Genomic DNA, 12,467 nt, shown 5'->3' on the forward strand with positions numbered 1-12,467 from the left:
GCGCGAAAAAGCCCGCCCTGGTCGCCCGGGGCAGGCTTCGTGTTGCCGGCGATGGCGCGATCAGGCGGCCTTGGGCAGGTCCTCGACAATCAGGTCGTCGAGGACCTGCTTGAAATGGCGGTTCTTGAAATCGTCCGCGTCCATCTCCTGCTGCGCCTCGGCGGCCGCGGCTGCGGCGCGGGCCGCCTCGATGGCGCGGAACTCCGCAGGCGTCGGGGGCCGCGGCAGGGAGGGCAGCAGCCGCTCGCCGAGGAGATGCCGGCCGATGGTGGCGGGGTCGTTCTGCGACAACGCCACTTGTTGATCGACGGTCAGGGTGTCGAGGTATGCCCGCGCAGCGTCGTCGAGGACCCCGGCCGAGGCCTGGGGCTCGCCCGCCATATGGAGCATCGCGGCGCGGCCCCACTGCTCCGCCGGGGACGGCTCCTGCTCGACGGGCGCCGTCAGCTCGTGCGCGAGCTCGGCCTCGGCCTCGCCGACGGGATCGGGCGGCGTCAGAGCCGTGCGGACGAGGCGCGAGACGAACTTGCCGCCCTCCCAGACCGTGACCCAGGTGAAGCGCCCGGCGGCGGCGAGCGCCCGGACGATGGCTGCTAGAAGCTGCATTGAATTCTCCCTCCGTGGACTGACGCCTCGATAGTGCCGCGTGGCGACGCATACGACACGCGCCGCCCTCGGTACGTCACGCTAGCCCGAGGGCGACGGCCTCCTCGTACGTGACGGCACGCAGCCATACGCATCGGGCGGTCGCCCGCACGCAGGCAGCCACGTACTCCTCCCCGGCCCAGTCGTTGACCGACTCCGCCTCGTAGCCGTGGCCGGCAGGGACGGGGAACCGGTAGAGCGTCTCCGTCAGCCCGACGCGGGCGCAGCGCCGTCGCCACGCACGCCGGGCCGCCCCCGCGGGATCGATTCGGTCCTCGGCCGCCGCGGCGCTGATCTCCTCGACGGTGCTGTCCTCGCCGACGGCGTAGGCCCGCTGGGGGCTGCTGGACCGCGCCCCTGCGACCGCGACGACGGTCCCGGGGGCGAGCTCGTAGCGAGCCCGGTCGTCGCCGTCGGCCTTCTCCACAGGACAAAAGCGCGCACCCAGCGACAGGCTATCCTTAAACATGACGGCCTCGAAGGCCTGCTCCCAGGCGGGGAGAGCAAGGACTGCGGCCCCGATCCTTGAAGGATCGCGCATTCCGTCCTTCGATCGCCGACAAGCATTAATCGTGTAATCCTTCGAAGCTCGAAGCATCTGCCTTGGGAACGATTTGCACGCAGAAGGGCATCGTGCGTGCAAATTGTCCCCAATGCCGAATTGGACTTGACGATTCCAATTGAAGCTGGAACGCTATAAAGCGTCAATAGCTTCAGGGGGGGCGTCGGTGACGGCGGAGGAAGTGCGGGCGCTGCTACGGCAGCGCGTGGATATGGAGGGGAGCGCGCTGGCGTGGTCGCGCCGCCATGGCGTCAGCACGGCCTACGTCCTGGATGCCCTGGCGGGGCGCCGCGGGCCGGGTCCGGCGATCCTGGAGGCGCTCGGCGTCGAGAAGGCCGACGCGACGTACCGGTTCAAGGAGGCGGCCCATGGCTAAGCCCTCCCACCCGGCCGCGTCCTACCGCGCCGCTCGCAAGGCCGCCGCGAAGGCGCTGGCCAAGGTCAACAAGGTCTCCGGCGCGCCGAGCCGCCAGGTCGCCCGCGACGTCGAGCGATTCGAGGCAATGCGCCGCGTCAGCCGCGCCGTCGCCCGCGGGGAGGCGTCCCATGGATAAGTGGACGAACGGGCTCCGGGACCTCGATCCCGTGCAGACGCGCAAGCGCCTCGCCGACCTGATTTTCGAATGCCACTACGTCGCGGACGGCCTGGAGATCGCGCAGGGCGAGGGCCTGCGGGACCACGTCACGATAACGAAGCTCCGATTGGAGAAGGTGGCCAAGGAGGAGATCACCCGGCTCAGCGGCATGCTCGCCGAGTACCGCAGCGGTCCGCCGGTCGCGGAGCCGCCCAAGGCCGCCGATCCCGCCCCGGCGCCCCCGCCGCGGGTCACGTCGCCCTACGACGCCTTCGCCGCCGCCCGCGCCCGGGCCGAGGCCAAGGCCGCGGCGGAGGCCGAACCGGCGCCCGCCTCCGCCGCCTCGACCCGGCCGCAGATGCCGATCCGCGGCGCGCGGCTTCCGCGCCTCACCCCGGGGAGGCCGGCATGACGCTGACGGAACGCCAAGCACGACAGCGGCTCGCCAAGGCCGTCGAGGCAGCCGGCTCGCAGCAGGCCATCGCCCGGCAGCTCCCCCTCACGCGTGGAGCGGCCCAGACGGCCGTCAGCAATGGCCTCCTCGGACGGCAGGCGATCCATCCCGCCGTGTTGGCCTACCTCGGCCTGCGCCGCGATCCCAAGACTGGCGCCATCCACGACGATGCCGCGCCGCGCTCGACCTTCAAGTTCCTCGCCGTCCAGGCCTCCGGCGAGGCCGGCGTGGCTGCGGCGGTCGCCCTCGTCGCCGCCACTCTCGGGAGGGATGCGTGAGCGACATCAACGCCATCCGCGAGGCCTACCGCCTCGGATACGAGCGCGGGACTTACGACAGCGGCGGAAGCCCCGTTGACGGCCCCCACTTCGCCTACGTCGAGGCCGCTGACCTGCAGCGCTGGCTCGGCGAGGAGCGGTGGCATGCCGAGCTCGCGCGGTTCCTCGGTCGCCCGCCGGCCGAGACGCCCGAGCCTGACGTCAGGGCCCGGTTCACCTCCGACGACCCCGACGAGATCCCGTTCTGAGAGCCTCCGTCGACGCGCCAGGCGACGGTGGCGCAGCCCTTCCGTTCTCGCCCCCTCAATCGCAGGTGACCGCCATGCAGATCGCCCTGTCCTCCATCCGTCCCGGCCATCATCCCGACGCCCCGGCCGGCGTCGTCAACGTGCGCAAGACCGGGCGCGACGCCGGCCTCGACGCGCTCGCGGCGTCCATCGACGCCCTGGGTCTGATCCAGCCCCTCGTCGTCGTCCCGGGCGGCGACGGGTACCACTACGTCGTAGACGGCAACCGGCGACACGCCGCCCTCGAAGGCCTCGTCGCGGCCGGGCATCTCGCGTCGAACAGCGAGGTGCCGGTCACCGCGCGCGACGTCGACACCGCCCGGGAGGCCGGGCTCGCCGCCAACGTCAACCAGTCGCCGATGCACGAGGCCGACCAGGTCGAGGCCTACGCCGAGCTCCGGCGCGCCGGCATGAAGGAGAAGGACGTCGCGGCCCGGTTCGGGCAGCCGGTCGCGCAGGTGCGGAAGCTGCTGGCCCTGGGTGGCGTCAGTCCCGCGGTGCTCGACGCTTGGCGTTCGGGCAAGGTCCGGATCGAGGATGTTCGCACGTTCACGCTGGCCCCGTCCCATGCCGACCAGGATCGCGTGCTGGCAGCTGTCCTCAAGGACGGCCGCACTTGGTCGATCCGGGAGAAGCTCGGCGTCGACGGTTCCGTCGGGCACCTGCTCTCCTACGTCGGCGCCAAAGCCTACAAGGCCGCGGGCGGGACGGTCGTCGAGGACCTGTTCGGCGGCAGCGACGTCGTCAGCGACCGCGCGCTGCTAAAGCGCCTCGTCGACGAGCGTCTGGACGCCGAGTGCGAGCGCCGCGCCAAGGAGGGCTGGGGCTGGGTCGCGAAGGAAGCGGACATCGCGTACGAATGGAGCTGGAGCTGGCCGCGCCTGAAGGACGGCCAACGCGCGTTCTCGGCTGAGGAGCAGGCCCGGTACGACGAGCTCCAGGCCTATCTCGGTGCCGACGACGACAACGCGACCGACGAGGCCATCGCGGCCGCGCACGCCGAGATCGACGCCATCGAGGCCGCTGCCCGCATCCCCCTCGGTGCGGAGGATCGCGCCCGGTCCGGCCTGGTCGTCATGCTGGGCCGCGACGGCAAGATCGCCGTCCAGCAGTACGTCGTCCGCCCCAAGGACGCCCCGGCGAAGCCCGAGCCGGCTGCCGCGGCCGAGCCCGAGGGCAGCGGCCTTCCCAACGCCCTGGTCGAGAGGCTGTGCGATACCGCGACCGCGGCCGTCCAGGCCACGCTGGGCTCGTCACCGACCGCCGGCCTCGTCGCGCTTCTGGCCGGGGCCCTGACGGCGGACGCCTACGCGGCGCCCATGAAGCTCCGCCTCGAAGGTGTCGGCGGTGCGCAGGCCGCGCTGCGGGACAAGGAGGCCTTCGCGTCCCTGGTCGCCCGCCTGTCAGCCATGTCGGTCGACGAGCTCCTGGTCGTCGCGGCCGGCGTCGCCGCCCGGGGCGTCCAGACGCTCTACCGCGAGCACGGCTCCAAGCCACGGCCGCCGTCGGAGCGTCCGTCCGTCCAGGCGCTGATGGGACTGCCTGACCCGTCCGTCCTGCAGGCCGAGCTTCGCGAGCGGTTCGACGGCGAGGCGTTCTTCAAGAGCGCGCCCAAGGCGGTGGCGGTCGCCATCGTGGGCGAGGTCCTCGGCGAGGCCGAGGGGCGCCGCGCCGCCGGCATGAAGAAGGGCGACCTGGTGGCCTACGCGGTCGCCTCGGTCCTGCCGATGGGCTGGCTCCCGGTCGAGCTCCGGCACCCCGGCTACGACGGCCCGGGATCGGCGCGGCCCGCGGAGCAGTCTCTCGCCGCCGCGGCCTGACGGCTTCGTCGCGCGCCAGGCGGCAGTGGCGCACCCGATTCCTCCCCCTCCACCCCGGTTTCCCCAGGAGCGCCAACGTGCGCCAGCACCCCCAGATAATCCCGGCCGTCACGATTGCCCTCGACCGGGATGCTGAACTGCATTCGGACAAGGCACCCGTTGAGCGCGCTGTCGAGGTCATCGAATGCCTCGCAGGACGTGGCTTCGAGATCGTGCCGAAGCCTCTGCCGGGCTCGACCGCCCATGATCGCGTGGAGTTCGCGCGCCGCACCGGCTGCTGGGACGGCGTCAGCGACAAGGACTACATGGCCTGGGCGCGGTCGCTCGTGCCGGGCGCATTCGTCATCCGGACCGTCGAGGAGCTGACGACCGAGAACAAGGAGGCCTGGTCCGCTTCCGTCGAGGGGCTTTACCGCGGTCATCCGGTTCGCCTCGAACCCGGCCGGCTGGAGCCCACCGAGACGGAGAAGGCCGCCCGTTGGGCCGGGCGGTTAATCGGCGAGATCCTCGACGACGGCTGGGACCGCGAGGAGCAGGCGGGCATCGACGCGGCCGCGAAGGATGCCCTGGCGCGGCTCAAGCGCGACCGCGGCCGGATGGCGTTCGAGGACATCGACCGGAACCCGCCTGCCGCCGCAAGCCATGCCGACTACCTCATATCGACGTGGGTCCGCGGGCTGGGCGAGGCGGTCGAGTGGTGCGAGGCGCGGCTCCTGCCGCGCAGGCTCGTGCTGACCACCCGGCTGCGGCGTGTGCCGTCAGCCGACCAGATCACGGACCTCGGCTGCAGGCTCGACCTCGTCCGCGAGCTCCGGGGTGTCGTCGGCGTCGACCGCACCGGCTTCGACCGCCAGGACCTGTCGGTGGAGATCCGCTTCGACTTCTACATCAGCACCATCGGCGTCGAGTATACGCCGCTCGACCTGCCGGTCCGCCCGGCGAAGGCGGCCGCCTGATGCGCGCGCTCCTCGCCACCATAGCCGGAGGCCCCGGGCGGGTCTCCACCTCGGCGGCCGCGCTCGTCGCCGTCGGGGCCATCCTCGGCGGGCACTGGATGGCGCTGCTCGCCGCCCTCTGGACGGTCCTCCTCGCCGGGTCCGCGTTCGCCGTCGCGTTCATGGGCCTGGCCATCGGCGCCGCTATGGCCGGCGTCCTTGAATCCCCGCCGTCGCGCACGGCCGATCTCCGGGAGGCCAACCGTGGCTAAGGACACCAACATCGCCGACACCCTTTTCGACGGCGCGGCGACCTGGGCGACCCTTTCGCCCGAGCAGCAGGCACGCATCGGGGCGGTGGCCCTGGAACTCGCCGTCGCGGGTGCCATCGCCGAGTATCTCCCGGGACCGGCCGAGCGGGCTGGCGCCGAGGCCCAGCGTTTAGCGCTTAAGGCCCTGGAGTTCGTTGCCCTCAGCGTCGACGGCATAGGCCGGCAGTGGGTCGACGACGTGGGCGGAAAGCCGCGTATCCGCATCCCTTCCGTAATCGGCCGCGTCTGCGTGCCCTGCGGCTGCAGCCAGGAGGACCCCTGCCAGGAGGGCTGCGGCTGGCACGACGACGTGACGTGCACAGCCTGCGCCGGTTCCGGGGAGGTCGCCTATGGCTGACGCGACCGACCAGCCGACGATCTCGGACGAGCTCGGCGCCGTCTGGATAGCCGCCCGCTATGACGGCGGCGCCATGCCCGAGATCGCCTTCCGCGTCATCGACGCGACCCGGCCGGCGAAACGGCGCGCCCCGCCCCGGACGCCGACCGCCTTCGAGGACGCCTTATCCCGGGCTCGATCCCGGGGAACTCACCGCTGATAATCCGTTACATAGTATTTATCTCGCTTTACACCTAGAGAAAGCGAGATTTTTACTAACGAATGCTTGAATCAATCCATGGCCGCACGTATATGTCGGTCATGGGCAGGTACAGTCTCCCATGAGCAGCAGGAGCATCCTAATGAGCGCTTACACCGAGATCAGCCCCGCCGCCGTCTTCGCCGCCTTCGGGTGCGCCCGTGGCTCCTACCAGCGCGACCTTCTCAACGGCACCGAGGCTTGGTCCGGCTCGACGCTGACCGGCCGCGCCGCCCGCTACGGTGGCAAATACAGGACGAGCCGCGAGGAGCTCATCGCCCGCCTCGAAGCCCATCCCGAGCTCGCCGTCGAGGAGCGCCTCGCCCGCCGCCGAACCGTGGCCATCGTGACCCGCGAGGAGGCCGCGGCCGCCGGTGGCGCCTACGCCTTCATTGAGGCCGAGGCGGAGCGCCAGCGCGTCGAGCAGGAGCGCATCCAGGACGAGGCCCAGCGGATCGCCTTCCTGCAGCGCGTCGAGGAGTACCGCCTCGACATGGCCGCGCTGGCCGAGATCTGACGCCGCCGCCGGGGCACCGGCCTCTCGCGGGTCGCCTCACCGGGGCGCCCCGCCGGGGGCCGGACAGTCCACCCCCAGGGCCGGCAGAGCCGCCCGCTAGCCACAGGAGCATCCTCATGAACGCCCTCGTCACCACCACCGCCGCCGCCCCCGTCGACACGTCCAAGGCCCTGAACATCGCCTTCGACCGGCGCGACGCGGCCATCGTCCGCGCGCAGGACCTCACCTCTCAGGTCAAGGCGCGCCGCGCCGAGCTCGACGCCCTGGTGGCCGAGGCCCATGCCGCCGCCGACGCCGCCTGCGAGACGACGAAGGCGTGGGCCGAGGCGATGCGCGTTCACGCCCTCTCCGTCTAGAACGCCGCTTGGAAGCTGTGGTCGATGTACGACCCGCAGATGGACGATGCGGGCTGCGACGCGATCCTCGCCTTCGACCCGAACGCCGTCTGACCGAACCTCCGCCGGGGCACCCGCCCCGGCCTCTCGCGGGCCGCCTCATGGGGGCGTCCCGCCAGGGGCCGGATTCCTTCCCCCCTCGGGCCGGCAGAGCCGCCCGCCACCAACAGAAGCATCCTCGATGATTACTAAGATCCACGTCCTGAAGCGGGCCTTGGCCCGCCGCGAGCGCGAGGAGGTCTACGCCGCCTTCGCCCTGTCCCTGGCCGGCCAGAAGGCCATCCTGTTCCACGCCGAGCCCGTCGAGGTCATCGACCGCGCCTGGAAGCCGATCGCGGGAACGGGCCTGGAACTCGTCATCCGCGCCGCGACGTCGGACGATGCATACGACGCCTGGACGCGCCACGCCGAGGACGTCGGTGCCGTCGGCACGCATCGCGTCAAGCTGACGTACATGCAGCCCGCCACGGAGGAGCGGCTCGCCAGGGAGATGGAGAGCCTCAAGGACATCGACCTCGACAGGCTGGCCCTCATGGACGAGCTCGGCGACCTGTACGACGAGGATGTCGCTCTCGGTCTTGCTGTCCCCGGCGCTTTCTAAGGAGCCCCCACCATGATCGTCGCCAACATCCCGCAGCGCTACCGCATCCCCGCCGTCGAGGCCGTCCAGCACGCCCTTCGCGACGCCGTCACCGTCGAGGACGCCCGTGCCCGCGTCGCGTTCTTCGACCTGTCCACGGGCCGCCGCCGGCCCGCGTGGTACCGCGAGGAGTGCCCCGACGACGCCCACGGCGCCACGCTCGTCTCTGGCGCCGTCCTGGCCTGGGGCCGATTCGCGCCGTTCGAGCCGTGGGAGCTTTTCATCTGGCTCGACGCCGAGCGCGGCACGGTCCTTTGGAGGGAGAAGCTCTAATGTCGATGACGCCGCGCGACATGGTGGTCCTCGCGGGCCGGGCCCTGACGGGGACGGAGGACTGGGCCAAGCCGCTCGCCAGGGCGCTTGGGGCCCATCACCCGAACGGGCCCCGGGAGAGCATCGACCCGAGGTCGGTGTCCCGGTGGCGGACCGGTGTGATGGAAGTCCTGCCCTGGGCCCTGGAGGCGCTGCCGCTGATCCTCCGGGAACGCGCGGGCGTCCTCGACGAGGAGATTGCCCGCCTGGAGGAACGGGCCGACGAGATGTCGGAGGCGGCGATTGAGATCGAGCGCGAGCTTGAAGAACTGCAGGAACCGCCCGAACCGCCCGAACCGCGCCCATAGCCCCCGACGAGAACGGCCCCCGGTTCGCCGCCGGGGGCCCTTCTCGTTTCAGGCCTGTTCAGGCCTGCTTGGCCTTGCGCTGGCCGTCCTGGGCCTGCCCGAGGGCGACTTCCTCGGGCAGCGCCTCCGTCGCCTCCAGCCTCGCCAGGACCTCGGCGAACAGGGCCGGCCGGTACTGCCACCGGTCCACGCCGACGTCGCAGGACTGCCGGGTGTCCGGCAGGAGGCCATGCGTGTGGCCGTAGAAGTGGAGCGTGCCACGGAAGGCACCCGGCCAGGCCCGGAACGCGTAGTGGCAGAGGAACACGCGATGGTCGCCGATCTTCGTGTCGACGAAGCCCTCGTGCTGCGACGCCCAGGGCAGCGCGCGGCCGCGCGCTTCGTGGTTGCCGTGCACCAGCCGCTTGACGCCGTTGAGGCGGGAGAACACCCGTGCGGCATGCTCGGCGGTGCACTTGTAGGCGAAGTCGCCCAGGTGCCAGATCTCGTCCTTCGGGCCGACGGAGGCGTTCCACGCCTCAATCAGGTACTCGTCATGCTCGGCGACGGAGGCGAACGGGCGACCGCTCATACCCAGCACCTTCTGGTGCCCGAAGTGGTGGTCCGCGGTTAGGAACACGCGGGCGGGGGCGTTCGAAATCGTGGTCTTGGTCATGAAGGCAGCCTCCTCGAAAGGGGGGGCTGCGCGCGCGGCGTCACGCCCCCGGGGGTCTCGTCGGTTTGTCGGTGGGGGCTATTCGGCGTTTCACGGCGGACCTCGTCGCGGTTCGTGGGACCAGGGATCGCAGCTCCGGATTCCTCCGGTCAAGCGGGGTCGTGCGGCACGGTTAACGGAAAGCCTGGGCGGGGGTTTTTGTCACCTTCGTCCCCGGATGGCGGGGTGGAGACGAAGGTGCCACTTTCGGCCGCGGGAGGGCGGCGCCGGTAAAAATGTCATCCACCTGCTGGGGGGGGGATGACATTTTTACGGAGCGGGCACGTCGCAGTCCGGAGGGCGTCGGCTCCCGAGGTCGGCGAACCTGGCACGGCACCAGGGGACGTATTGGTTCGGTCCCCGGCGACCCCACGCCTTCGGCCACCGGCACGCCACCAGCGCCAGCAGGACATCCTCCAGGCTCGTCCGGGGACCGAGGCGCGCGATCAGCCGCTCGGTGTCGTAGGAGCCCCGGCGCCGGGGGCGCCAGGGGCAGACGATGACGACCCGCCGGTACGGGAACGCCCCCAGGGTCCGCGGCGCCTCCATCCGTCCCTCCGTTGAACCGCCTCGCTCGTTCCCTATTTGTTCTCCATGGGGAGACGGTCAATGCCAAGCCTGGACGACATCGTGGCCGCGGCCGCCGGCGAGGAGCGGGACGCCCTCCGGCGAGCGATGGCGGAGGACATCGAGGCCCTCCGGTCCGGTGGGGGAGGGCCGGGATTCGTGCGGGCCGAGCGCCCGGCCGACCTGGCGAGGGCGCTCGGCCGGGATCGGCGGGCTCAGGCCCCGAGGCGTGCCCGTTCCTGATCGACCGCCTCCAGGATGGCCTTGACCCAGACCTGCATCCCCTCCGCCTTGAGTTCGAGGCGCTGCGAGTGGATGTAGTGCTTCAGGGTGATGGCGGAGGCGAGCTCGCGTTCCTCCTCGGCGCCGCCCTGCGCCTTCCGCCGCGCGTGGGCCAGGATGGCTGATCCCGCGCCGCCCAGCCGCTCCATGTCGAGGAAGGTCGGCAGCGTCCGCCGGACGTCGTGCGGGGTCCAGTGCCGGATGCCGTGGGCGGTCAGCAGGTCGTCCTCGGGCCGGAGCGTCACGCTGCCCTTCCGGGCCGCCTTGGTCTTTCCCTTCATGCGGTCTAGGAACTGCGTCATCCCGACGGCGGTCGTGCGCTTGCCCGGGACACGGCTCGGGAACAGGTAGACGCCCTCCCGGGGCGCGCCGATGCGGTCGAGCGCCGCCAGGGCCTCGGGCGGCACCGGCAGGGCGTGCGGCCGCGCGCGCTTCTTCTGGCCGTTGGCGTGCCCGGCCCCCTTCATCTCGGCGGCCGTCCAGGTCCAGATCCTCCAGCCGGGCCGCTCGGGCCAGTCCCGCGTCGTCGCCCGCAGCGTCCCGGTCAGGGCGGTGGCGCGCTGCCCGGTAAGGACGACGGCCCATAGCGCCGCGAGCATTCCGGGCCCGGTTTCCTTGGCGGTTCCCCCGAGCGCCTTGAACCTCTCGGCCAGGACGAGCGTCCGGGCGAGCTCCTCGATGGTGGGCGTATGATCGCGGGTTCCGGAAGCGTACTCGACGGTGAGCCGCTCCCGCCACCACGGGAACTCGACGTCTGCCAGGCCAGCCCGCGGGGCGTGGTGGCGCCAGGCCCAGTCGAGCGCGGCCTTGACCGCCTCGACGCTGTCGGCGGCCGCCGACAGCGTGTGGGCCTTCGTGACCCGGTCCCGCATCGCGACGAGGTCCTTGAGCTCGACCGCCGCGACGCGCCTCATGGCGAACCCGTCGTCCAGCGTCCGGCGCAGGTGGCGCTCGAACTGGACCCGCCACCTGTCCTTCAGGGTGGGGAGCTTCGTCTCCAGGAACAGGTCGACGAGGTCGCGCCACTCCCAAGGCCCGTACCGGCGCCGATCCTCGACGGACTGCTCGGGCGGGTCGTCGGGGTGGGGCTCGGTGAAGGCGACGTCCAGCGCGGTCTCCAGGTTGTGCCCCTTCGCGAACACCCCGGAGAAGCACATGAGCTCGACGTCGATCAGGCGCTTCGGCGTGCCCTTGAGATGCTCGGCCCGGACCTTGGCGGCGGCAACGCGCGCGGCGGCGACCGGCAGCGTGTCCATGTCGCCGAGCGTGGTCGATCCCGTCCGGCTCTTGAGGATGAACTTGCCGGAGCGGCGCCGGACCCGGAGGACGAGCCCCTGGCAGACGGTGTCGGCGAACTCCACGCCGGTCCCCTGCAGGGCGTCCTTGGCGACGAGCGCCTGCGCATGCTTGACGTGGCTCTGGGTGAGCCTCACCCGTTCCCGCGTGAACGTTTCCTTGCCTGCCATCGACGCGTCCGCCTCCGTACCACGGGCGTACCACGCTCGATATGGCGGGCCAGGGCAAGGCGTCAGTGTGCGTAGAGGCGGGAAAAAGCTATATGAATCAAGGCAAGGATTAATGGTCGACGTCGTCAGCCGCGGGTCACGAAAAGGGCCTTATCAGCTTCCCAAGCTGAATGTCGTCGGTTCGATCCCGATCGCCCGCTCCAAGAAAAATCATTTCAGTATGAGCGACTTAGCTGGTCGCTCGCACGTTGATAGAGGCGCTATCGAACTCCTGCCGTACAACCTGCGTACAACGGTTGTGGTGACGCAGGTCGGTCTGAGATGGTGGTTGGCGCGACATCTCACGCCCCGGGCAGTCGGTTCATCGAAGGCATGGCCGAGTCGATATCTCGAATCGTTTTTCCTCCCCGCTCCTTCTAAAGGCGCCGCTTGGAAGGTATGGACCTGCGCCAGCGCGCCGATGCGATCTCGCTTCATGCCGTTCCTTCGATCTTGGGTCGTCTTCTCGATCTGCCCGGTCCAAAGCCGGCCAGCCAGGTCGACCTCTTTGACCTGATGTTCCGACTCGCCAGGCGGATTCGGGTGTCGGCAAGAGCCGGCCTCCAGCCAAGTTCCGGAAACGAGTTGGCTGAGCGAGCGAGACGCGTTCGGGCGTGTAAGCCGAGATCCTCGCGACGGTCGCTCACAGCCTTTGCCGAGACCCGTCCTCATGGCCTACGATCAGGAAGCTAGAGCAGTGTCCGATCGGATTGAATCGATTGGGGTTTTGAGAGCGGCGCAGATGTGATTCGATGCCCGGCTTTCGAGGAGGAGAGCCGGATGC

Annotated in this window: 20 protein-coding genes and 1 tRNA gene; 16 read left to right on the top strand and 5 right to left on the bottom strand. The window is 70.7% G+C overall.

From position 1 onward, the window contains the following. Nucleotides 1-60: 60 nt before the first annotated feature. Both ACPCJR_RS12385 and ACPCJR_RS12390 read right to left on the bottom strand, forming a co-directional pair. Complete coding sequence (locus ACPCJR_RS12385; protein ID WP_108939579.1) at nt 61-606, bottom strand: hypothetical protein; 546 nt, start codon at nt 604-606, stop codon at nt 61-63. A 76-nt stretch (nt 607-682) separates the two neighbouring features. Then, on the bottom strand, nt 683-1,114 hold the full coding sequence (locus ACPCJR_RS12390) for a hypothetical protein (RefSeq protein WP_162940496.1): 432 nt from the start codon (nt 1,112-1,114) through the stop codon (nt 683-685). 259 nt (nt 1,115-1,373) lie between these two features. On the opposite strand from ACPCJR_RS12390, the gene ACPCJR_RS12395 reads away from it, so the two are divergent. The 15 genes from ACPCJR_RS12395 to ACPCJR_RS12465 all read left to right on the top strand — a co-directional run bounded on the left by ACPCJR_RS12395 (nt 1,374) and on the right by ACPCJR_RS12465 (nt 8,635). Continuing rightward, complete coding sequence (locus tag ACPCJR_RS12395) at nt 1,374-1,583, top strand: hypothetical protein (protein WP_162940495.1); 210 nt, start codon at nt 1,374-1,376, stop codon at nt 1,581-1,583. Further along, entirely contained in the window at nt 1,576-1,761 is a 186-nt protein-coding gene (locus ACPCJR_RS12400) for a hypothetical protein (protein ID WP_108939577.1), read from the top strand. Before ACPCJR_RS12395 ends, ACPCJR_RS12400 begins: the two co-directional genes overlap by 8 nt. Further along, nucleotides 1,754-2,194: a hypothetical protein gene (locus ACPCJR_RS12405; RefSeq protein ID WP_108939576.1), complete on the top strand. Its 441-nt coding sequence runs from the start codon at nt 1,754-1,756 to the stop codon at nt 2,192-2,194. The genes ACPCJR_RS12400 and ACPCJR_RS12405 overlap by 8 nt, the downstream gene beginning before the upstream one ends. Continuing rightward, nucleotides 2,191-2,514 (top strand): hypothetical protein, encoded by a 324-nt coding sequence (locus ACPCJR_RS12410; RefSeq protein ID WP_108939575.1) that lies wholly within the window; start codon nt 2,191-2,193, stop codon nt 2,512-2,514. The genes ACPCJR_RS12405 and ACPCJR_RS12410 overlap by 4 nt, the downstream gene beginning before the upstream one ends. Then, entirely contained in the window at nt 2,511-2,762 is a 252-nt protein-coding gene (locus ACPCJR_RS12415) for a hypothetical protein (protein ID WP_108939574.1), read from the top strand. The genes ACPCJR_RS12410 and ACPCJR_RS12415 overlap by 4 nt, the downstream gene beginning before the upstream one ends. A 74-nt stretch (nt 2,763-2,836) precedes the next feature. Further along, nucleotides 2,837-4,621, top strand: coding sequence for a ParB/RepB/Spo0J family partition protein (locus ACPCJR_RS12420; protein ID WP_108939573.1), 1,785 nt, complete (start codon nt 2,837-2,839; stop codon nt 4,619-4,621). 77 nt (nt 4,622-4,698) lie between these two features. Further along, nucleotides 4,699-5,577 (top strand): hypothetical protein, encoded by an 879-nt coding sequence (locus tag ACPCJR_RS12425; protein ID WP_108939572.1) that lies wholly within the window; start codon nt 4,699-4,701, stop codon nt 5,575-5,577. Continuing rightward, nucleotides 5,577-5,828, top strand: coding sequence for a hypothetical protein (locus tag ACPCJR_RS12430; protein WP_108939571.1), 252 nt, complete (start codon nt 5,577-5,579; stop codon nt 5,826-5,828). The genes ACPCJR_RS12425 and ACPCJR_RS12430 overlap by 1 nt, the downstream gene beginning before the upstream one ends. Then, nucleotides 5,821-6,225 (top strand): hypothetical protein, encoded by a 405-nt coding sequence (locus tag ACPCJR_RS12435; protein ID WP_108939570.1) that lies wholly within the window; start codon nt 5,821-5,823, stop codon nt 6,223-6,225. The genes ACPCJR_RS12430 and ACPCJR_RS12435 overlap by 8 nt, the downstream gene beginning before the upstream one ends. Next, nucleotides 6,218-6,424, top strand: coding sequence for a hypothetical protein (locus ACPCJR_RS12440; RefSeq protein ID WP_108939569.1), 207 nt, complete (start codon nt 6,218-6,220; stop codon nt 6,422-6,424). Before ACPCJR_RS12435 ends, ACPCJR_RS12440 begins: the two co-directional genes overlap by 8 nt. A gap of 142 nt (nt 6,425-6,566) precedes the next feature. Further along, nucleotides 6,567-6,980: a hypothetical protein gene (locus ACPCJR_RS12445; RefSeq protein WP_108939568.1), complete on the top strand. Its 414-nt coding sequence runs from the start codon at nt 6,567-6,569 to the stop codon at nt 6,978-6,980. A 116-nt stretch (nt 6,981-7,096) separates the two neighbouring features. Further along, nucleotides 7,097-7,336: a hypothetical protein gene (locus ACPCJR_RS12450; RefSeq protein ID WP_108939567.1), complete on the top strand. Its 240-nt coding sequence runs from the start codon at nt 7,097-7,099 to the stop codon at nt 7,334-7,336. 220 nt (nt 7,337-7,556) lie between these two features. Continuing rightward, entirely contained in the window at nt 7,557-7,976 is a 420-nt protein-coding gene (locus ACPCJR_RS12455) for a hypothetical protein (RefSeq protein ID WP_162940494.1), read from the top strand. A gap of 12 nt (nt 7,977-7,988) precedes the next feature. Then, on the top strand, nt 7,989-8,288 hold the full coding sequence (locus tag ACPCJR_RS12460) for a hypothetical protein (protein ID WP_108939564.1): 300 nt from the start codon (nt 7,989-7,991) through the stop codon (nt 8,286-8,288). Then, nucleotides 8,288-8,635, top strand: coding sequence for a hypothetical protein (locus tag ACPCJR_RS12465; RefSeq protein WP_182556143.1), 348 nt, complete (start codon nt 8,288-8,290; stop codon nt 8,633-8,635). The genes ACPCJR_RS12460 and ACPCJR_RS12465 overlap by 1 nt, the downstream gene beginning before the upstream one ends. A 58-nt stretch (nt 8,636-8,693) precedes the next feature. Here the strand turns inward: ACPCJR_RS12465 and ACPCJR_RS12470 are convergent, their stop codons facing one another. From ACPCJR_RS12470 to ACPCJR_RS12480, 3 genes are all read right to left on the bottom strand, one after another. Then, nucleotides 8,694-9,290 carry a metallophosphoesterase family protein gene (locus tag ACPCJR_RS12470; RefSeq protein ID WP_108939563.1) on the bottom strand — a complete coding sequence of 199 codons (597 nt, stop codon included), beginning with the start codon at nt 9,288-9,290 and terminating at the stop codon, nt 8,694-8,696. Nucleotides 9,291-9,599: 309 nt separating this feature from the next. After that, nucleotides 9,600-9,878, bottom strand: a complete 279-nt coding sequence (locus tag ACPCJR_RS12475) for a hypothetical protein (protein WP_108939562.1) — start codon at nt 9,876-9,878, stop codon at nt 9,600-9,602. Between the two features lie 233 nt (nt 9,879-10,111). Further along, complete coding sequence (locus ACPCJR_RS12480) at nt 10,112-11,644, bottom strand: hypothetical protein (protein WP_108939560.1); 1,533 nt, start codon at nt 11,642-11,644, stop codon at nt 10,112-10,114. A 131-nt stretch (nt 11,645-11,775) separates the two neighbouring features. On the opposite strand from ACPCJR_RS12480, the gene ACPCJR_RS12485 reads away from it, so the two are divergent. Continuing rightward, a tRNA-Gly gene (locus ACPCJR_RS12485) sits at nt 11,776-11,847 on the top strand. Nucleotides 11,848-12,467: the final 620 nt, after the last annotated feature.

The sequence above is a fragment of the Methylobacterium sp. NPDC097929 genome, assembly GCF_049543375.1.
GTDB lineage: Bacteria > Pseudomonadota > Alphaproteobacteria > Rhizobiales > Beijerinckiaceae > Methylobacterium.